The organism is Caballeronia sp. BCC1704 (assembly GCF_902833455.1).
In the GTDB taxonomy this organism is placed as follows: domain Bacteria; phylum Pseudomonadota; class Gammaproteobacteria; order Burkholderiales; family Burkholderiaceae; genus Caballeronia.
Window position 1 is genome coordinate 53,449 of record NZ_CADFFT010000002.1, and the last position, 19,676, is coordinate 73,124.

Annotated in this window: 24 protein-coding genes; 18 read left to right on the forward strand and 6 right to left on the reverse strand. The window is 62.6% G+C overall.

What is annotated here, in order from left to right; genetic code table 11:
- The first annotated feature begins 3 nt into the window (after positions 1-3).
- The 11 genes from HWX53_RS10065 to HWX53_RS10115 all read left to right on the forward strand — a co-directional run bounded on the left by HWX53_RS10065 (position 4) and on the right by HWX53_RS10115 (position 10,857).
- Complete coding sequence (locus tag HWX53_RS10065; RefSeq protein ID WP_175940720.1) at positions 4-702, forward strand: HisA/HisF-related TIM barrel protein; 699 nt, start codon at positions 4-6, stop codon at positions 700-702.
- An 816-nt stretch (positions 703-1,518) separates the two neighbouring features.
- Entirely contained in the window at positions 1,519-2,781 is a 1,263-nt protein-coding gene (locus HWX53_RS10070) for a formylmethanofuran dehydrogenase (protein WP_175940721.1), read from the forward strand.
- Complete coding sequence (locus HWX53_RS10075) at positions 2,781-4,490, forward strand: formylmethanofuran dehydrogenase subunit A (RefSeq protein WP_175940722.1); 1,710 nt, start codon at positions 2,781-2,783, stop codon at positions 4,488-4,490. Before HWX53_RS10070 ends, HWX53_RS10075 begins: the two co-directional genes overlap by 1 nt.
- Positions 4,491-4,495: 5 nt before the next feature.
- On the forward strand, positions 4,496-5,437 hold the full coding sequence (fhcD, locus tag HWX53_RS10080; RefSeq protein ID WP_175942305.1) for a formylmethanofuran--tetrahydromethanopterin N-formyltransferase: 942 nt from the start codon (positions 4,496-4,498) through the stop codon (positions 5,435-5,437).
- On the forward strand, positions 5,434-6,255 hold the full coding sequence (locus HWX53_RS10085) for a formylmethanofuran dehydrogenase subunit C (protein ID WP_175940723.1): 822 nt from the start codon (positions 5,434-5,436) through the stop codon (positions 6,253-6,255). The genes fhcD and HWX53_RS10085 overlap by 4 nt, the downstream gene beginning before the upstream one ends.
- 62 nt (positions 6,256-6,317) lie before the next feature.
- Positions 6,318-6,887, forward strand: coding sequence for a cytochrome b (locus HWX53_RS10090; RefSeq protein WP_175940724.1), 570 nt, complete (start codon positions 6,318-6,320; stop codon positions 6,885-6,887).
- A gap of 31 nt (positions 6,888-6,918) precedes the next feature.
- Entirely contained in the window at positions 6,919-7,839 is a 921-nt protein-coding gene (pqqB, locus tag HWX53_RS10095) for a pyrroloquinoline quinone biosynthesis protein PqqB (protein WP_175940725.1), read from the forward strand.
- Between the two features lie 45 nt (positions 7,840-7,884).
- Positions 7,885-8,619: a pyrroloquinoline-quinone synthase PqqC gene (gene pqqC, locus HWX53_RS10100; protein WP_175942307.1), complete on the forward strand. Its 735-nt coding sequence runs from the start codon at positions 7,885-7,887 to the stop codon at positions 8,617-8,619.
- Positions 8,620-8,624: 5 nt separating this feature from the next.
- Positions 8,625-8,924 (forward strand): pyrroloquinoline quinone biosynthesis peptide chaperone PqqD, encoded by a 300-nt coding sequence (gene pqqD / locus HWX53_RS10105; protein WP_241270018.1) that lies wholly within the window; start codon positions 8,625-8,627, stop codon positions 8,922-8,924.
- A gap of 36 nt (positions 8,925-8,960) precedes the next feature.
- On the forward strand, positions 8,961-10,154 hold the full coding sequence (gene pqqE, locus HWX53_RS10110) for a pyrroloquinoline quinone biosynthesis protein PqqE (RefSeq protein WP_175940726.1): 1,194 nt from the start codon (positions 8,961-8,963) through the stop codon (positions 10,152-10,154).
- Positions 10,132-10,857 (forward strand): response regulator transcription factor, encoded by a 726-nt coding sequence (locus HWX53_RS10115; protein WP_175940727.1) that lies wholly within the window; start codon positions 10,132-10,134, stop codon positions 10,855-10,857. Before pqqE ends, HWX53_RS10115 begins: the two co-directional genes overlap by 23 nt.
- Here the strand turns inward: HWX53_RS10115 and HWX53_RS10120 are convergent.
- From HWX53_RS10120 to HWX53_RS10135, 4 genes are all read right to left on the reverse strand, one after another.
- Positions 10,788-11,828: an ATP-binding protein gene (locus HWX53_RS10120; protein ID WP_175940728.1), complete on the reverse strand. Its 1,041-nt coding sequence runs from the start codon at positions 11,826-11,828 to the stop codon at positions 10,788-10,790. The two genes, HWX53_RS10115 and HWX53_RS10120, sit on opposite strands and share 70 nt — an antisense overlap.
- Positions 11,829-11,921: 93 nt before the next feature.
- Positions 11,922-12,332: a hypothetical protein gene (locus HWX53_RS10125; protein ID WP_175940729.1), complete on the reverse strand. Its 411-nt coding sequence runs from the start codon at positions 12,330-12,332 to the stop codon at positions 11,922-11,924.
- Between the two features lie 110 nt (positions 12,333-12,442).
- On the reverse strand, positions 12,443-13,507 hold the full coding sequence (locus HWX53_RS10130; protein WP_175940730.1) for a beta-propeller fold lactonase family protein: 1,065 nt from the start codon (positions 13,505-13,507) through the stop codon (positions 12,443-12,445).
- Positions 13,508-13,655: 148 nt separating this feature from the next.
- Positions 13,656-14,171, reverse strand: coding sequence for a DUF3280 domain-containing protein (locus HWX53_RS10135; RefSeq protein WP_244140128.1), 516 nt, complete (start codon positions 14,169-14,171; stop codon positions 13,656-13,658).
- Between the two features lie 267 nt (positions 14,172-14,438).
- On the opposite strand from HWX53_RS10135, the gene HWX53_RS10140 reads away from it, so the two are divergent.
- The 4 genes from HWX53_RS10140 to HWX53_RS10155 all read left to right on the forward strand — a co-directional run bounded on the left by HWX53_RS10140 (position 14,439) and on the right by HWX53_RS10155 (position 15,922).
- Positions 14,439-14,648: a hypothetical protein gene (locus HWX53_RS10140; RefSeq protein WP_175940732.1), complete on the forward strand. Its 210-nt coding sequence runs from the start codon at positions 14,439-14,441 to the stop codon at positions 14,646-14,648.
- A gap of 140 nt (positions 14,649-14,788) precedes the next feature.
- Positions 14,789-15,097 carry a hypothetical protein gene (locus HWX53_RS10145; protein ID WP_175940733.1) on the forward strand — a complete coding sequence of 103 codons (309 nt, stop codon included), beginning with the start codon at positions 14,789-14,791 and terminating at the stop codon, positions 15,095-15,097.
- A gap of 5 nt (positions 15,098-15,102) precedes the next feature.
- On the forward strand, positions 15,103-15,474 hold the full coding sequence (locus tag HWX53_RS10150) for a VOC family protein (protein WP_175940734.1): 372 nt from the start codon (positions 15,103-15,105) through the stop codon (positions 15,472-15,474).
- 199 nt (positions 15,475-15,673) lie between these two features.
- Positions 15,674-15,922 (forward strand): hypothetical protein, encoded by a 249-nt coding sequence (locus HWX53_RS10155; protein ID WP_175940735.1) that lies wholly within the window; start codon positions 15,674-15,676, stop codon positions 15,920-15,922.
- On the opposite strand, the gene HWX53_RS10160 is transcribed toward HWX53_RS10155, so the two are convergent.
- Together HWX53_RS10160 and HWX53_RS10165 are read right to left on the reverse strand one after the other, a co-directional pair.
- The gene (locus HWX53_RS10160; protein ID WP_175940736.1) at positions 15,919-16,473 is read right to left on the reverse strand and encodes a J domain-containing protein; all 555 of its coding nucleotides are present in this window, start codon (positions 16,471-16,473) and stop codon (positions 15,919-15,921) included. The two genes, HWX53_RS10155 and HWX53_RS10160, sit on opposite strands and share 4 nt — an antisense overlap.
- 67 nt (positions 16,474-16,540) lie before the next feature.
- A complete protein-coding gene (locus HWX53_RS10165; protein WP_244140065.1) occupies positions 16,541-16,867 on the reverse strand; it encodes a hypothetical protein in 327 nt (108 codons plus the stop codon).
- Between the two features lie 92 nt (positions 16,868-16,959).
- Here HWX53_RS10165 and HWX53_RS10170 point away from each other — a divergent pair, with 92 nt between their 5' ends.
- The 3 genes from HWX53_RS10170 to HWX53_RS10180 all read left to right on the forward strand — a co-directional run bounded on the left by HWX53_RS10170 (position 16,960) and on the right by HWX53_RS10180 (position 19,673).
- Positions 16,960-17,502: a phosphonate degradation HD-domain oxygenase gene (locus tag HWX53_RS10170; RefSeq protein WP_175940738.1), complete on the forward strand. Its 543-nt coding sequence runs from the start codon at positions 16,960-16,962 to the stop codon at positions 17,500-17,502.
- Between the two features lie 105 nt (positions 17,503-17,607).
- Positions 17,608-19,002 (forward strand): DHA2 family efflux MFS transporter permease subunit, encoded by a 1,395-nt coding sequence (locus HWX53_RS10175; RefSeq protein ID WP_175940739.1) that lies wholly within the window; start codon positions 17,608-17,610, stop codon positions 19,000-19,002.
- Positions 19,003-19,106: 104 nt separating this feature from the next.
- Complete coding sequence (locus HWX53_RS10180) at positions 19,107-19,673, forward strand: transglycosylase SLT domain-containing protein (RefSeq protein ID WP_175940740.1); 567 nt, start codon at positions 19,107-19,109, stop codon at positions 19,671-19,673.
- Positions 19,674-19,676: the final 3 nt, after the last annotated feature.

The following is a 19,676-nucleotide window of genomic DNA, read 5'->3' on the forward strand; positions in this document are numbered from 1 at the left end:
TCCATGCAGGTGATACCCGTTCTCGATCTGCTCGACGGCCACGCGGTGCGCGCAGTGCGCGGCGAGCGTTCGCGCTACCGGCCGATTCAGTCTTCGTTGTGCGCGACGAGCGAACCTCTGGAGGTCGCCCGTGCGTTGCTGGCCGCGACCGGCGCTCGCACGCTATACGTGGCCGATCTCGGCGCGATTCTCGGGCGCGGCGCGCATATCGACACGCTGGCGGCGCTGCGGGAGACGCTCGGCGATGGCGTCGCTATCTGGCTCGATGCGGGCTTTCGCGATTTCTCGTCGATGCGCGTGTTGTTCGAGCGCATTGTGAACTTGAAGCCATGCGCTGCGGCTGCGACGCTCGTGCCGGTGTTCGGCACGGAGACCTTGCTCGACGCAGGCGCGATTGCCGAAGCGAGCGCCGCCGGGTATGAACCGATTCTCTCGCTCGACTTTCGCGGCGGGCGCGCGCTCGGTGCGCTCAACGGCGATAGCGCGTGGTGGCCTTCGCGCGTGATCGTGATGACACTGGATCATGTCGGTGCCAAGGCCGGACCGGACTTCGATACGTTCGATGCCGTGCGGGCTTTGGCCGGTGAGCGCTCTTTGATCGGCGCTGGAGGGGTGCGGGATCGCGACGACCTCACGCAGGTCGGGTTGCGCGGCGCGCACGGGTGGCTCGTTGCTTCTGCGATTCATGATCGGACGGTTTAGTTTGGCGTTCGCTTCTCCGGGACTCAATATTTGTGCCAATGGCATTGGTTCGGTGTTGTGGTCCATGAGCTGCCGCTCGGGCGTGACAGTATGTTTCATATGTCTTGCTTCTGCGTCAGTTTTTTCGTGGAACTTGATTCCGCCTCGGTCTATTAGCGTTGCCCCTCCCCGGGGCGGGGGTCACTTTCTTGGCTGTCGACCAGAGTAGGCGCTTTAGCGCCGTACTCTGGTCCCATGCAAAGAAAGTAACCAAAGAAAGCAGCTTTTTTTAGCCCGCAGCAACAACAGGGTGGTCACTCCGCAGAAAGTCATTGGCACTCAGCTGGTTGGCAGCCTTGAATCACCTTCCACGCCCGCTGAACATTAACGTCATGCGAGCCCCTTGGCTCGTCAACACCACACCCCCGGTCAGCGCTTCTCGCTTCGAATCACGTATGTGCCGCGCATAAGTCCGTTGAGGCGCGGACCTGCCAGCACTGAGATCAACGTATGAGAAGCACCCATACCGTTGCAAGCGTTCGGTGTTAACGAGCCAAGGGGCTCGGAGGACGTGGCGCTCAGCGGGCGTGGAAGGTGATTCAAGGCTGTCTCAAACTGAGGGCCAATGTTTTTTTGCGGAGTGACCACACTATTCTTTCTGCGGGCCCACAAAAGCTGCTTTCTTTGGTTACTTTCTTTGCAGCAGCAAAGAAAGTGACCCCCGCCCCGGGGAGGGGGCAACGCTAATAGACCGACACGAAAACAATTTCAACGACAAACGAAAACGCGAGAGCAAGAAAAGACCCTCGGCATAGACCTTGCAAAGACCCGCGCACCATGCCCAACCCAGCGCCAGCAAAACCCCTCTGGACGTGTCCATTCTGCCCGCTCTTATGCGACGACATCGCGCTGGACGTCACGGCCGACGCGCGCCTGAGCGCAACGAACACTTCATGTCCGCGGCTAGCGAACTCACTCGCGAGCATCAACGCCGGAACGGCAAACGCACAGCCAAAGGTCAACGCAACTCAAACCGACGTACCAACAGCAATTGCGCGCGCCGCAGACATCCTGACGAAAGCCCACCGCCCGCTCTTCGGCGGCCTCGCCACCGACGTCGCCGGCGCACGCGCGCTCTACGAACTCGCGGCTCACAGCGGCGCCATCCTCGATCACATGCACGGCGATTCGCTCGCCGCGGCCACGCTCGCGATGCAAGACCGGGGCGCGCTCTTCACCACGCTATCGGAAGTGCGTTCGCGCGCCGATCTCATCATCGTGTTCGCGTGCGAACCCTCGCGCCGTTATCCGCGCTTCTATGAGCGGCTGCAAACCGCGCAGCGCGAGAAGAAGATCGTCTTCGTCGGATGCGATGTCGATACGGCCGCCCCGCACGGCGAGACATTGCTGCGCGATGTCGATCCCTTCGATACGCTCGCCCTCTGGTCCGCGCTCGTCGAAGATCGCAAGCCCGATGCGTTCGCAGACGCAGAAACGGCCCGCAATTTGCAGGCGTTGACCGACCGCATCCACACGGCGCACTACACCGCGTTCGTCTATGATCCCGCCGCATTGCCACATCCGCACGCGGCGCTCGCGATAGAAGCGATACACCGAATCGTGAAGACGCTCAATCGCACCACGCGCGCAGGCGTCCTTGCATTGACCGGGGACGACGGCGCGCTGTCGGTCAATCAGACGGTGACCTGGCTCTCCGGCTTTCCGCTCAGAACGCGTGTCACCGCCGGACTGCCGCTCGATCACGATCCATATCGCTATCGCACGCACACGCTGTTGCATAGGCGCGAAGCCGACGCGCTGTTATGGGTATCGAGCTTCGGTCCCGAGCCGATGACCGATGCGCTCGCCGACGATATTCCCGCCATCATCCTCGCGCATCCCGCCACCGCGCTCGTCGAACGCAGCGCGCCCACCGTGTTCATTCCCGTTGCGACACCCGGCGTCGATAGCAGCGGACATCTCTTTCGCATGGATACATCGGTGGTCGCGCCGCTCGTGCCTGCGCGCGGTACGGCATTGCCCACCGTGGCCGCCATCGCGAGTGAACTCGCGCAATCGATACACACAAGGAGGACATAGTGAGCACGGCGCGACTGAGAGGCGGCACCGTCTATGATCCGACGAACGGGATCAACGGCGAACAGCGCGACATCACGATCCGCGACGGCCGTATCGTGGATGGTCTGAACAGTCACGACATTCCGCCTGAACTTGACTTAGATGCGAGCGGCATGGTGGTCATGGCGGGCGGTATCGATCTGCACTCGCATATCGGCGGCGGCAAGACCAATCTCTCGCGACTGCTCTTGCCGGAGGACCATCGCGACGATCCCCGTGCCGTGCCGAACAGGCCCGACGAAGGCCGCTACATGCGTCTGCCTTCCTGCGGCACCTGCGCGCCGGGCACGCTCGCCACCGGGTATCGTTACGCGGAAATGGGCTATACGGCTGCATTCGAACCCGCGATGATCGCCTCGAACGCGCGTCATACTCACCTCGAAATGGGCGATACGCCGATCATCGATCACGGCGCTTATGTGATGATGGGCAATGACGAATTGTTCCTGCAGATGCTCGCGGCGCGCGAAGACTACGAACGCATGCGCGATTACGTCGGCTGGACCATCAACGCGAGCAAGGCGCTCGGCGTCAAGGTAGTGAACCCCGGCGGCATATCCGCTTTCAAGTTCAATCAGCGTTCGCTGGATCTCGACGAAGCACACGTGCATTACGGCATCACGCCGCGCGACGTGCTGAAGACACTCACTCGCGCGCTCACCGACTTGCGCGTGCCGCATCCGTTGCATGTGCACGCGAGTAATCTCGGAGTGCCCGGCAACGTCGACTCGACCATCGCGACAATGGATGCGGCAGAAGGCCTGCCCGTGCATCTCACGCATATCCAGTTCCACAGCTACGGCACCGAAGGTCCGCGCAAGTTCTCGTCCGGCGCGCGCGCCATTGCCGAGGCGGTCAACGCGCGTCCCAACGTGACCATCGATGTCGGACAGATCATCTTCGGTCAGACCGTCACCGCTTCCGGCGACACGATGATGCAGTTCCGCAACGCGCCGCTCGCTAGACCGCGTAAATGGATACTCGGTGATATCGAATGCGATGGCGGCTGCGGCGTGCTGCCCTTCCGGTATCGCGAGCAGAGCTTCGTGAACGCGCTGCAATGGATCATCGGGTTGGAACTCTTCCTGCTCGTGGACGATCCGTGGCGCGTATCGATGACGACCGATCATCCGAACGGCGGTCCGTTCACGAGTTACCCGCATCTCATTCGGCTTCTAATGGACAAGTCCTTTCGCGACGAGCAACTCGACAAGCTGCACGCCGATGCGAAGACCGCGACCGCGCTCGGCGAACTCACTCGCGAGTTCTCGCTCTACGACATCGCGATCATCACGCGCGCCGGACCCGCGCGCTTGCTCGGGCTTGTGGATCGCGGGCATCTCGGAGTCGGCGCGGCAGCGGACATTGCCGTATATCGCGAGGATGCGGACCGCGAGCGCATGTTCACGTCGCCCGCATACGTTTTTAAGGATGGCGAATTGATCGCACGCGATGGCACGCTTCTCATGACGCCGACAGGGGGCATCCACTACGTGCAGCCGGACTACGACCGTTCCATCGAAGCGCGCGTACGCGCTTTCACCGAAGCCAACCTTACGGCGCGCTTCGAGAATGCAGCCATCAGCGACGACGAAATCTGCGCATGCTGCAACGGCGGCCGGCTGTTGCCGGTTGCGTGCTTCGCCACGCGCGGGAACGCACAACCATGACCGCCATGCGCATCAACGACACGGAGATCGACGACACCTTCGCCGAAGCGTTCCCGATGAAGGCGACGCGCCTCGTCATTACCGCGCATACGCCGACATGGGCGCGTCACGCCGCCAATTCGCTGACGGGCTTTGCGACATCCGTGATCGATTGCGGATGCGAAGCGGGCATAGAACGCGATCTCGCCGCCGATGAGACGCCCGATGGCAGGCCGGGTATATCGGTGCTGATCTTCGCCGTGTCGTCGAAAGAACTGGCGAAGCAGGTCGCGCGGCGCGTCGGGCAATGCGTGCTCACGTGCCCGACCACGGCAGTCTATGGCGGCATCGATCCGGCAACGAGCCGCGCGCCGCTCTCCGACAACGCACCGCTCGGCGCGGGACTGCGCTTCTTCGGCGACGGCTTTCAGATATCAAAAGTGCTCGGCGCGACGCGCTACTGGCGCGTGCCCGTGATGGACGGCGAATTCGTCTGCGAGGAATTTACGGCTACCGTGAAGGCCGTGGGCGGCGGCAATCTGCTGTTCCTCGCGCGCGATCTCGACAGCGCATTGCACGCCGCCGAAGCCGCCGTTGCCGCCATGCACGCGCTGCCGAACATCGTCACGCCGTTTCCGGGCGGCGTCGTGCGCTCCGGCTCCAAGATCGGTTCGAAATACACGGGCGCGACCGCCTCCACGAACGATGCCTTCTGCCCCACGCTCGTCGGCTTGTCGAGGAAGAGCGAGCTCACGCCCGAGGTCGCGTGCGTGCTCGAGATCGTGATCGACGGTCTGACCGATGCGGATGTGCGCGCCGCGATGACTGCCGGCATCGCGGCCGCGACTGCCATCGGGCGAGCGGGCGGCATGCTGCGCATATCGGCGGGCAATTACGGCGGCAAGCTCGGGCCGTATCACTTCAAGCTGCACGAACTCGCAGCCGGCATCGATGGGAGCCATGCATGAGCGCCATCACACTTCGTGTAAAAAGTGCGCCAGGCTTTCGCGTCGATGCGTCGAAGTTACTTCCTTGCGCACTCGGTCGCTTGGAAGATAGCGAAGTCGCGGGATTCATATTGCAAGGGCACGGCGAACAGTGCGCGATAGCCGATCTGTTCGACATCAGCAGAACGCAGAGCGAAGCGCCAACGCTTCGAATCGAAGGCGATGTTGCCTGGCTCGACCGCATCGGGGCGTCGCTCGATGCCGGTTCGCTTTTCGTGCACGGCGAAGCAGGCGACTACGCGGGCATCGGCATGAGCGGCGGCGAGTTGCATATCGACGGCAATGCGGGCCGCTTCACCGCATGCGAAATGCAAGGCGGCCGCGTGATAGTGGGCGGAAGTGTCGGCGATTTCGCAGCGGGCGCGCTGCCGGGCGACATGGAAGGCATGCGCGGCGGCGTATTGATCGTCCACGGCGATGCAGGCGCGCGTCTTGCAGACCGCATGCGGCGCGGCACCGTGTTGATCGGCGGCAATGCGGGCGATTTCGCGGCATCGCGGCTCGTAGCGGGGACCGTTTGCATCGCGGGCGAAACAGGCGCGCATCTCGGTTATGGCATGCGACGCGGCACGGTCGTACTATTGAAGGCACCGCGACGCATCGAACCGACTTTCGTCGAAGGCGGCCGTGGCTTCGACGTCTTCTGGCGGCTGCTGACCCGCACGCTGGCGCGCGAGATGCCGCTCTTTGCGACGCTCGCCGACAGCATGATGCCGACGCGCTATGCGGGCGATCTCGCCGTGGACGGACGGGGGGAATTGCTGATCGCCAATTCGTGAACAGACGAGAACAATGGACTTCTATCCCGCGGATGATTGCCCTTTGACGAAGGAGGCGCGCCATGACCGCTGCACGAATCTCCGCTGCGGCGCACGGCAAGGCGGTCGCGGCGAACGATCGCTTCGCGCGTCCTCTCGTTGCGCTGCACTGGATCATCGCGGCCGCCATTATCGCGATGTTGTGCATCGGCTTCTACATGGTCGGCCTGCCGCGCGGGCTCGCGTTCAAGTCGACGCTCATCAACTTCCACAAGTCGCTCGGCATGACGGTTTTCCTGCTGGTGCTGATCCGCATCCTGGTACGCCTGGCCTATGGCCGCCCGCCTCTGCCGCCGATGGGAGCGTGGCAACGCGCCGCCGCGAGCACCACGCAGGGTCTTTTATACGTTGGCATGATCGCGATGCCGCTCACCGGTTACCTCGGCTCGTCGTTCAACAAGTACGGCACGCGCTTCTGGGGCGTGCCGTTGCCGCAATGGGGATGGGACGACAAGGGCATGCGGGAACTGTTCTTCGGCATTCACGTTTATCTGGCGTGGATCATGGCCGCGCTGATCGTGCTGCATTTTCTGGGCGCGATGAAACATCAATTGATCGACAAGGACGGACTGTTAAGGAGAATGTGGCCATGAGCGCCGTGATGCAGGTCAGCGAGGCTGGCTTATGAAGATTCGTGTGCTGGGCTCGTCGGCAGGCGGCGGATTCCCGCAATGGAACTGCAACTGCCGCAATTGCGACGGCGTGCGTCGCGGCACGATAGCGGCGCGGGCGCGCACGCAGTCTTCCATTGCCGTCAGCGATAACGGCGAGGACTGGCTGCTCGTCAATGCTTCGCCGGACGTACTCGCGCAGATCGCGGCGAATCCCGAGTTGCAGCCCGCGCGTCGCGTGCGCGATACGGGCATCGCAGCGGTTATCGTCATGGACGCGCAGATCGATCACGTCACCGGTCTTCTGATGTTGCGCGAACGCGGCACGCCCTTGCCGCTCTATGCGACCGACGCCGTGTGGCAAGACCTCTCGACGGGCTTTCCAGTCACGTCGATTCTGTCGCATTACTGCGGCGTCGAGCATCGGCGCATTGCGCTGGACGGCGCCGCGTTGAGCGTGCCGGAATTGCCACGCGTGCAGATCGAAGCACTACCGCTTTCGAGCAAGGCGCCGCCTTACTCGCCGCACCGCGAAGCGCCCGAAGTGGGCGACAACATCGGCCTCGTGTTCACGAACAGCGCAACGGGCAAGCGGGCGTTCTATGCGCCGGGGCTCGGCGCGATCGAACCGCACGTGCTCGAGGCGATGCGCGGGGCCGACCTCTTGCTGATCGACGGCACGGTATGGACCGACGACGAAATGATTCGTTTGGGCCTCACGAAGAAGACCGGCGCCGACATGGGTCATCTTGCTCAAAGCGGCGCAGGCGGCATGATCGAGGTGCTCGATTCGATCGAGCGCGCGGGAATCCGCAAAGTGCTCATCCATATCAACAACACGAACCCGATTCTCATCGAAGATGGTCCCGAACGCCGCATGCTGTCGGAGCATGGCATCGAAGTGGCGCACGACGGCATGAGCTTCGAGCTATGAAGAATCCCTGGAGAACGATGAATGTCTGACCACCCGTTCACGCCGATGCTCAACCCCACGACCGGCCCGCACTTCACCGCAGTGAAGACCGCGGAGCCAGCGTGGACGCGCGAACAGTTCGAGGAACAACTGCGCGCGAAAGGCACGGCGTACCACATCCATCACCCGTTCAACGTGAAGATGAATAGCGGTGGATGTTCGCCCGAACAGATTCGCGGCTGGGTCGCTAACCGCTTCTACTATCAGATCAACATTCCGCTGAAGGACGCGGCGGTCATGTCCAACTGCCCGGACCGCGAGACGCGCCGCCGCTGGGTGCTGCGCATTCTCGATCACGACGGCTACGAAGATCAGCCGGGCGGCATCGAAGCGTGGGCGCGACTGGGCGATGCAGTGGGTCTATCGCGCGACGATCTGTGGTCGCTTCGGCTCGTCACGCCCGGCGTGCGCTTCGCCGTCGACGCCTACGTGAATTTCGCGCGGCGCGCGCCGTGGCAGGAATCGGTGTGCTCGTCGTTGACGGAAATGTTCGCGCCGCAGATTCACAAGGATCGCCTCGCAACATGGCCCGAGCATTACAAGTGGATCGAAGCCGATGGTCTCGCTTATTTTCGCTCGCGTGTGTCGCTCGCGCAGCGCGATGTCGAACATGGTCTCGAAGTGACGCTCGCTCACTTCACGACACGCGAGCAACAACAACGCGCGCTCGATATTCTGCAATTCAAGCTGGATATTCTCTGGACCATGCTGGATTCCATCGAAAAGGCCTTTCCGTCATGAGCGATATGAACCCGACGCAGCGTGTTCAGGAAGCCGTCGAAGCACCGGATGACTCACTGCATCCGAAGCTCAAGCGTCTCTTTCGCCTGCAATGGGAGCCCGCGCAGGATGCGCACGTCCTGCTTTATCCCGAAGGCATGGTGAAACTCAATCAAAGCGCCGCGCAGATTCTTTTGCGCTGTGACGGCACGCGCGACATTCCCGCGCTCGTCGCGGATTTGGAACAGGCGTTTAACGCCAGCGGCCTCGGCGACGACGTGCGGGCGTTCATCGCCGGCGCGCGTTCGCGCGGCTGGCTGGAGTAACGAGGCACACGCAGGGGCACACCCAGAGGCACGAGCATGACCGATCTTTCCGAACCCATTGCGAAGCCCGAACACGAAGGCGCGGTCATACCGCCGCCGCTCTGGCTGCTCGCCGAACTGACGTACCGCTGTCCGCTGCATTGCGTGTTCTGCTACAACCCCGTGAACTACGCGGAACACACGCATGAGTTGAACACCGAGCAATGGCTCGACACATTGCGGCAGGCGCGCGCGCTCGGCGCGGCGCAACTCGGCTTTTCCGGCGGCGAGCCGCTGCTTCGAGACGATCTGGAAACGCTCGTCGCAGAAGCGCGCAAACTCGGCTTCTATACGAATCTCATCACGTCGGGCATCGGGCTCACGGACAAACGTCTGACTGCGCTGAAGGACGCGGGACTCGATCATATTCAACTCTCGTTTCAGGACTCGACGCAAGAGTTGAACGACTTTCTCTCCAGCACGAAGACCTTCGACCTGAAGAAGCGCGTCGCCAATCTCATCAAGGCGCACGGCTTCCCGATGGTGCTCAATTGCGTCTTGCACCGCTATAACCTGCCGCATATCGGCCGCATCATCGACATGGCCCTCGCGATGGACGCCGAGTATCTCGAACTCGCGAACACGCAGTACTACGGCTGGGCGCACGCGAACCGCGCGCAACTCATGCCGACCGCGGAGCAGTTGCAGGAAGCCGAAGCGGTGGTCGAGCGTTACCGGCGCGAGATAGGCGACAAGTGCAAGATTTTCTTCGTCGTGCCGGATTACTACGAGCGTCGGCCGAAGCGTTGCATGAACGGATGGGGCTCCGTGTTTCTCGGCATCGCGCCGGATGGCGCCGCGTTGCCGTGTCATACGGCGCGCTCTTTGCCAGGCCTCACCTTCCCCAACGTGACGCAGACGCCGCTCAAAGACATCTGGTATGAGAGCGATGCGTTCAACCGCTTCCGCGGCTTCGGCTGGATGAAGGAGCCGTGCCGCAGCTGCGACGAGAAAGCCATCGACCTCGGCGGCTGCCGCTGTCAGGCGTACCTGCTCACGCAAGATCCGGCGAACGCGGACCCGGTATGCGACAAGTCCCCGCATCATGAACGCGTCATCGAAGTGGTGCGCGCGGCATCGGTCAGACAGGAACCGGCGGAGCAGCCCATCGTCTTTCGCAACGATGCCAACTCGCGGCGCATGGCGGCGGCATCGGCAAACCGTGAAAATGATTCGGACAACGGAGCATAAGAACGTGACCGCCGACATCTCCGTGCTGCTGGTGGACGATCACGCAGTCGTGCGTGAGGGCTACAAGCGTCTGCTTGAACTGAGCCCCCACGTGAGCGTCGCGGGCGAAGCAGCGGACGCGGCGCAGGCTTACCAAAAGTTCTGCGCGTTGCAGCCGGACGTCGTCGTGATGGACCTCGCATTGCCGGGCGCAAGCGGCATAGAGGCGATGCGGCGCATGCTCGCACGCGAGCCGCAGGCGCGCGTGCTCATATTCAGCGTGCATGAAGAAGCGATCTTCGTACGCCGCGCACTCGATGCCGGCGCGCGCGGCTATGTGACGAAAGCCAGCGCGCCGGACGTGCTCGTCGAAGCCGTGCGCTCCGTGGCGCGTCGCATCGGCTATCTGAGTCCCGACATATCGCAGGCGCTCGCCTTGCGCGAAACGATTCGTGAAGGCCCGCCGGGACGGCAGTTATCGGCCCGTGAGTTCGAGGTCTTGCGTCTGCTGGTGCAGGGTTATACGTTGCCGAGCATCGCGGAGAAACTCGGTTTGAGCCAGAAGACCGTGGCGAATCATCAGTCGGTCATACGCCAGAAGTTCGGCGCGGACAATGGCGTGCAGCTTGCGCAAATCGCGAGCCGCCTCGGTCTTCATTTCTCCGATTTCACCGGCGCAGCCGATGCGCCGTTCGGCTCGCTCGGCAACGGCAGTCCCGCTTGAGCGGGCACGCGGGCGCAAAAGAGCAAGCCTTCGCCGGGGCTGCTTGCAAGATGGAACTCGCCGCCGAGCGCCTCGACACGCTCGCGCATGCCGACCAGTCCCAGGCCCTTGCGGGGAATCGCGAGGTCGATGCCGGGACCGTCATCGGCCATCGTGACGACGATTTCATCCGCGCCCGAGTTCGCATCTTGCGGCGTGCGCACGAGATAGATCTCGACACGCGAATCGCGGGCGAACTTGGATATATTCGTGAGCCCTTCCTGCACCAGCCGATACAAGGTGATATTGAGCGCATCGCTCAGGTGATCGAAGTCCCCTTCCACCGTCAGCGAAAACACCGCCTGCGGCAAGCGTTCGCGCCAGCCTTCGATGCAATGTTCGAGCGCGGTCGGCAAGCCGAATTCGTCGAGCCCGATGGGTCGTAGCTTGCGTATCATTCCGCCGATCTCGCGATACACATGCGTCGCGCTTTGCATCAACGCGAGAGAGAGCCGATGAATCTCCTCTTCGCGGCCCGCAGAAAGGTCGCGAATGCGCGCTGCATCGAGCGACATGGCGTTCAGGTATTGACCGAGTTCATCGTGCAATTCGCGTGCAAGATGACGACGCTCGTTCTCCTGCGCGGACATGGCCTGATTGGCGAGGCGGCGATTCTGCGCGAGCAGTTGCTCGGCTTCCTCTTCCAACGTCCGACGCCGCTGCGCTTCGCGTTGTGCTTCCCGATAACGGCGCCACGCGAACCACGCAAGGCCGAGCGCCAGCACGACAAGCGTCGCGGGCATTTCGTCGAGCTGGAAGCGCTCCGCGCTGCGTGTCCAGCGATATGTGAACTCGCTGAAGTCGAACATCGCGAACAGGGCGCCCGCGGCGAAGGTCACAGCGAGCACGCAGACGAGATCGCGCACGACCGTCGAGCGCGGCGTGCGAGTGGAAGGCGCTTTCGCAGGCGAGGAGAAGGACTCGGATGGCATCACGCGAAACATTCTACGCACGCCTGCGAGGGGCGGCGCAGTAGGCATCGCACGTTTGAGCGCTTCTTTCGATGAACGGGAGAATCTCCCGCATCAGCGCGGCTTGAATGGATAGACCTTGGCCGGCCGCCGCTGCCGTAGCTCCGCCAGATAGTTCTCCACGAAGCGGCTTAGCGCATGCGCTTTCAATTGTTCGAGCATGCGCATGGCGTCGCTCGGCGATTCTGGTCCCATCACCAGCGCGCCGACGCCGAGCGCGCCGAGATGCACGACCAATGCGCAGGAAGAGAGCGAGCCGGCATCGAAGAGGCGCACTGCATCGGCGGCTTCGTCGTCGATCTCGACGCCTTCTTCTTCACACACGTCGAAGTGCAACTCGCCGTGTTTGCCTATGGACGCAGGCAGCCAGCGGCAATTGCCCGTGCCACCCTGAGACGCGATGAGCACGCGCTTGCGCGTGGGTGTATCGCTGATGGTGTCAAACGCCTCGGCTAATGTACACATGATTGTCCTCGCCGGCGAGCCTAACTGATACTAGCAGTCGCCCGCCGCGAGACGCGACGTGTAATGCGCAATGATGCGCGGCACAAAACGAAACGGCCGTGCGCTCGAACTCAACGTCCGGTGATGGAGCCGGCGCTCTGCGGATACGTCACGATGCCCCATGCGAGCGGTACATCGTTTATCTGCTTGACGGTCGCGTAGTTCGAAGCGTCGAGCACATACACCGCGTTCGAACGGCCGCATGCAAGCAGCATCTTCGAGCCGTCCGGCGTGAAGCTGAAGTGCCAGCAACGCTGCCCAATCGGCGCGTCGCTCACGTGCGCGTATGTGGAAGCATCGAAGACTTGCAGCGTCTTGTCGCGAGATGCCGCAACGAAAAGACGCTTGCCCGATGGATCGAACGACACGCCATAGGGCCCGGCTTTCGTATCGACGGTCTTCGCCGGCTTGAGCTCGTTACCCGCGAGCACCATGAACTTGTTGGCGTTCTCCAGCGTAACGACATAAGCCTTGCCATCAGGCGATGCCTTGATGCCGCGCGGACGCGAACCTTTGGGCAGATTGACCGTGCGCACGGGCTGGCCGGTGCCGGCGCGATAGACCGATACCGTATCGTCGCCCTCGTTCGTCACGAGTATGAGCTTGCCGTCGCGCGAGAACTCGACGCCTTCCGTCTCATGGCCGCTCTTGACCGAACGCCTGACTTTCATCGTCTTCAGATCGACAATGGCGATTTCCGCGGGCGGCGAATGCGCGTCATCGTCATCTTTCTGCTGCTCTCCGGGTTTCCCCGGCGCGCCCGATTCGCCCGGCTCATACGTGACATAAGCCGCGCCGCCGTGCACGCGCACGAACTCCGGATTCTTGCCGATCTTCGCGCGGCGCAGCACGTTGCCGGATGCCGTATCGATCTCGGACAGATCGCCCGTGGACTTGTTCGCGACGTAGAGGCGCGTGCCGTCGCTGTTGAGACTCAGGCCACGCGGACCGTCCTTGCCCACGTCGATGGTCTTCGTAAGCGACAGGCCGTCGAGATCGATCACGCCGACGCCGCTGCTTTCGCTCGTCACATAGGCCAGCGGCGCTGCCGCGTGTGCGTGACTTGCGCAAAGCAGCAGCGCAGGCGCTAACAGCGACGATAGTGAAAGGCGCGTCGCGTTGAAGCTCACATGCATGATCGTCTCCGGCTGAACGTTCTTGGTACCGTTTTAAGGGCGTATTAAACGCCGGCCCCACAGCCAACTTAGCGCAGGATCCCGCGCGCAGGCAACGCTGCAACACGGGAGAAATTCCCGAAATGCGGATAGTGCATGCGACCGCAGCCTAACGCATGACGGAGGCTTCGGTCGTCAGCAGATCGACGAGCGCCTTTGCGCCGCGCTGCCACGACTGGTCCGTGTTGCCGCGCATATCGACCGAACGCTGGAAGAGCGTCGCGCCGCTATCGACGTCCTCCACGCGCAAGTTGATATTGAGGATGAGGTTGCTGATCTTCTGCACCCAACACACGCCGACGCGCGATACACCCAGTTCGCGCGCCACGCGAAGCTCGCAGCCGTTACAGGCACTCATGTCCTGCGCGCGCTCGAGCGCTGCAATGAGTTCGCTCGCCTTCGCGTTGTCCGTCACATGTAAGGGCGTCTTCTCTCGCAGTTGCTCGCGCAGTGCGTTGCTGACCATCGCGAGGCGCGCGGTCTGTATTTGGTTCGTGTCCGCATCGTTATAGGCGGCGTTGTCGTCGATCAATGTGCAATCTAGCAGCGCGATGGATTGTTGGGCTCGCTGAGCTTGCGCCTGTCCACTCAATGGCAGACCACATAGAACGAGTAACGCCAGCATACGGACGACGGATGTCATGGTCTTGGTCTCGATCGTTGCGTGGTGACGCGCGAGCCAACAGCATGCGCCGGTCTGTCGGCTTCTGTCCAACATTCCTGTGCGCCTTGCATCGGCTGATCGCGGCCTTCTAGCGTCGAGGGCCATAGCCCGCGGGCCGACGCGAGCTTGAGCGTCGCATTGGCATAGGCTTTGCAGAATTTCGCGCGAGCATTCGATGTGCTCGCCGCCTATGCGATCCACCCACGCCACGCTGCCAGGAGAAACGCCATGAAGCCCGTTCTCGTCATTACCGACCTCACGCTCGACACGAACACGCGCCCCAACGAAGCCGCTCTATCGCGGCAACAGATGCAGCAGATCGCCGGAGGACGGTCCGTTCTCGCGACTGTCGACGGCCGTTCGACCGCGGCCATCGACGACTGGCAGATGAATATCGCCATCTTCGAAGGACGGGTTGGCGGTCCTTATATCGTTTGAAGCCAATGCGATCGACGTTCAGCGGCGGCGCGGGTGCGTGCACGCGGGCCGCCACTGCTTTATCGATGCATTCGCCAATGGATTACTCACGTTGAGAGGAGTAAGGTCACATTGCCGGCATGGCGAAACAGGAGACGATCATGACCGTCGACCTCTCTACTCAATGGCATGTCTTCGAATACGAGGGCTTCGATATCCACGTGCTTCCGCAGCTAAAGCCCGGGTCCGAACCGGCGCAACGGTACGCCTTCATCGGCCATGTTTGCCTGCATGGCGCGAACGCGGACGTGCCCGGAGAAGCCGTTCACTTTCACTCCGATGGCGACGACGCATACAAGACCGCCGCAGACGCTTTAGACGATGCGCGGCACATCGGCAAGAGCATCGTCGATGGCACGCATCCCGACTGGTCCGTGCTGTCTATCGTCTCGCATCACCACCATTCTTGAGCTACATGACGACACCCATCGACGATGCTCGTATCGTCAGTCTCAGCGCGGTCACGCTCGCCACGCACGACATGGCGCGGGCCGTAGGCTTTTATCAGGCGCTGGGTTTTCGCATCGTGCACGGCGGCGCGAACGAGGCGTTCACATCGTTCGCGCTCGGCGACTCTTACCTCAACATCACGAGCGAAACGCACGGCCCCATATCGTGGTGGGGCCGCATCATCTTCTACGTATCGGATGTCGATGCCTTTTACCGCAAAGTGAAGGCACTCGGTATCGAGCCCCAGTTCGCACCGCGCGACGCGCCGTGGAACGAGCGCTACTTTCATCTGACCGATCCTGACGGCCACGAACTCAGCTTCGCGCGCCCGCTTTAATAAAAGCGCTCTCGACCGGTACTGCGCTTCCCTGTTGCTATTACGCCAACCTGCGCGTGCACGGCGTTTTCGGGCGTACAGTTCAAGTGCTTTGTCATGAGTGTGGTGCGTTGCGGCAGGCGTCTTTAATGGGACCGCTCAAGCGTCGAATGCTTTCGGCCGATATACCGCCATGAACGCCGCATGCAGGAGACTTCAGATGAAATGCGCGAACGAACGATCGCTTCGTTATCTCGTCGAGAAATGGCTCGCGCCGGCAAGCGTGCCGGTCCATGTCAAACAGTTCAGCCGCACGCGCGCCGATCATCGGCGTTTCGTGTGCGTGGAAACGATGCAAGGCGCAGCGTCGAAGGCGCTGTTCTTTTTCCGTCACGACGACGGGCAATGGTGCGTCTATCCCGCCGCGCCGCGCAAAGAGAACATGCGCACCGAACGACTCGCGGCCTAGAAGCGCAGATTGTTGAAGAACTGAAACCACATCGCCCCCAACGGGTTCGCTGCATGCGGCTCGTCGGCTTTCGGTTTCTCGGGTGCAGGCTCTGCGGACTGCTCTTCTTTCGCTTCGCTCGTCGCGGGTTCTTGACGTGACTCGTGCAACGCGACGACGCTTTCCGCAATATGACGCGCAGTGGGTTCATCGCAGTCGTGCCCAAGCAATACGCCGAACACGACATCGCGGTTATGCCCCTGCGATGCAAAGCGCATGGCAAGCGCTACGCGCTTCGCGTAGAGCGCCTCACGCTCCGCTTCCTCTTCGCGCATGCGCGCTTCCCAGCGTTCGATTTCTTCGGCGAAGGTTCGGTCGTACACCTCGCGTTGCGCGGGCTCGGACAGGATCGCGTACGCTTCCTTCACTTCCTGAAAGCGGGCCCGCGCCTCCTCTTCCTGACCGGCGTTGCGATCCGGGTGGCAGCGCATCGCGGCCTTGCGATAGGCACGCTTGATCTCGTCTTCGGTGGCGTGTTCATCGACGCCTAGCGTTTCGTATAACGTTGCCATGTGCGGTCGTTGAGAAGGGACGCGAGGCATCGTAACACGCTAAAAATGGGGACTTTCCGTGGCTTGCCTATCGGCGCGTGCGGATTATGGAGTCGAGGCTTGCCGGTCCCAAGGCATCGTAGATGGCGCGCGCCGCACGCAGATAATGCGCGATATGCAGCCGAATCACGACCACCGCGGCCGCGAACAGCCCGAGCGTCACGAGCAGATACGCGCGCGGGTCGGGCACGAGGCCGAAGCGCGTATGCAGCGCGACGAAGACGATCCATGCAAAGGCTGGCGCATGCAGCGTCCAGTGACGCTGCGCGAAGTGCCACGCCAGGCGTCGCACGTCGCTTCGCGCGCGACGGTCCAGACCTGCGAGTTCCGGGCGTCGGTGGAAAAGAAACGGCATGACTGACTCGCTGCGCCATGAGCGCGTCATATTGCGCGTGGCTAATGCCGGGCTTTGTTCCATCTAGCATACGCCGAGGCGACTTATTCACGATGGCGCTTTCTTTCGACGATATCCGGCATCTCTTCGATGCGCACGGTTCGATGGCCTACAGCGGCGAACCCGTCACCCAATTGCAGCACGCGCTGCAGACGGCCTGGCTCGCGGAAGAAGCGGGCGCGAGTCGTGAATTGATCGTCGCAGCGCTGCTGCATGATCTCGGGCATCTGCTGAACGTGCAGGGCGAGACGCCCACCGAGCGCGGTATCGACGATCTGCACCAGTACTACGCGCTGCCGTTTCTGCGGCCCGTGTTTCCCGACGCAGTGCTCGAACCGATTCGCCTTCATGTGGATGCCAAACGCTGCCTGTGCGCGATGGATTCTGCGTATCACGCGCGGCTGTCGGCGGATTCCGTGCGCAGCCTGCAATTGCAAGGCGGCGTGTTCGATGCGGACGAAGCGCGCGCTTTCCTAGCGAAGCGTTACGCGCAAGACGCGATGACCCTACGACGCTGGGACGACGCCGCGAAGGACGCAAGCCGCGTCACGCCGCCTCTTTCGCACTATCTGGAGATCGCGGCGAGCGTTGCGTAGTAGCCAACGGTGCAACGACCGTTCGAGTAAACTGCGGTGCATGCACGCTGACTACATCACAACTACGCGGCCGCAACGTCCGGACGTCTTCGCGAGCCGGGCGTCATGAAACGCGGCAATTTCCGCATCACCGCCGCCGTCGTCGCTAGCGCCCTCTTCATGCAGAACATGGACGGCACGATCGTCGCGACCGCCATCCCGACGATGGCCCGCGATCTGCACGTCGATGCCGTCCACCTGAGCAGCGCCATTACCGCGTATCTGGTCGCGCTGACGGTCTTCATTCCCGCAAGCGGCTGGGTGGCCGACCGTTTCGGCGCGCGACGCGTCTTCATGTGGGCCATCGCGACATTCACGCTCGCTTCCATCGCCTGCGCCGCCGCGATGAACCTGCCGCAGCTACTCGCAGCGCGCGTCGTTCAGGGACTCGGCGGCGCCATGATGGTTCCCGTCGGCCGGCTCATTCTGTTTCGCGGCGTCAAGCGCGAGGAATTGCTTCAGGCGACGACGTGGCTGACGATGCCCGCGCTCGTCGGTCCGCTTCTCGGTCCGCCGCTCGGCGGCTTTCTCACCGACGCGCTGTCATGGCGCAGCATCTTCTGGGTCAACGTGCCCGTGGGCGTCGCCGGCCTGCTCCTGACGTGGCGGCTCCTGCCGCCTTCGCCGCCCGAAGCGCGCACGCCGCCGGACCTGCGCGGCATGGTGCTCTCGGGCGCGTCGCTCAGTCTCTTCATGGTCGGGATCGAAAGCGCGGGCCGCCACGTGTTGCCGGACGGCGTGCCGTGGGTATGCGTCGTCATCGGCGTGCTGCTTTTCAGGGCCACAGTCGTGCATTGCCGCAAGACGCCGAATCCGGCCATCGACTTCTCGCTGCTTTCCATTCCGACGTTCCACGCCGCGACCGTCGCGGGCAGTCTCTTTCGCGCGGGTGCCGGCGCGTTGCCGTTTCTCGTGCCGCTGACGTTGCAGACAGGCTTCGGCTATAGCGCGTCGGCGAGCGGGCTCGTGACCTTTGCGAGCGCGCTCGGCTCGTTTTGCATGCGGCCGATGACGGCGCTCGCGCTGCGGCACTTTTCCGTGCGCACGGTGCTGTGCGCGGGCAGCGTCTCGTTCGCCGCCGTGCTCGCCGTCTGTTCGACGATGTCGCAAGCGTGGCCCGCCAGCGCCATCTTCGCGCTGCTGCTCGTCGGCGGCCTCGGCCGTTCGCTCAGTTTCGCGACGATGGGCGCGCTCGCCTTCGCCGACGTTCCGAAGCCGCGCCTATCGGCGGCGACTTCGTTCCAGGGCACCGCGCAGCAATTGATGAAGGCGCTCGGCGTGACCGTCGCGGCGGGAACCATTCAGGCCACGATGCTCGTCTCCGGCGGCGCGCAGACCGAACGGTGGCAACTCGCTTGCGGATTCGCAGCAACCGCGTTGCTCGTCCTCGCCTCGTGGCCGATGTTCGCGCGCCTATCCGCCGACGCTGGCGAGGGCATCTCGGCTTCTTCCGCGAAGTAAATTCTTCCGGCTATCGAAACGATTCTTCGTATTTAAGACAAGTGACTGATCGAAAAGGAGATTTTTCGACGATATAATGCGGCACCGCTTTCCTTGCTAGACCGATGCGCCGCACATTCTTACTCCTCGCCCTTGTTCTGACCTTCGCGAACACCGCCTTCGCCCAGTCAGACCCGCTCGCCGCCAGCGACACGAACCCGCAAGAGGTCGTGCAGCAGGACTCTCGCCTCGACGCGGCGCGCCACAAAATCTCGGAAGTCATCACGCGAAAGTTCGGCGTCGCGCGCGAGAAAGCGCAAACGATAGCGAGCGCGGTCATGGCGTCCGCGTCGAAATACTCGCTGCCGCCGGCGCTGCTGCTCGCCATCATTTCAATCGAATCGCGTTTCAAGGAAACGGCCGTCGGTGCGAACAACGCAACCGGGCTTATGCAAGTGGTGCCTTCCGCGCACAAGAAGCTCGTGCGCAATGTGGACCTGACGGAGCCGGAAACGAATATCGAAATCGGCTCGTCCATCTTGCATGGCTATCTGAAATCCGCGCAAGGCGATGTCGACGCCGCGCTCAAGAACTACGGCGGTTCGCGTGCTTATGCGGAGAAAGTGAGTCTGAGAGCCAAGACGTTCGAGCCTGTGGCGGCTGTCTATTCAACGTCCGCGCCGGCTCAGTAACAG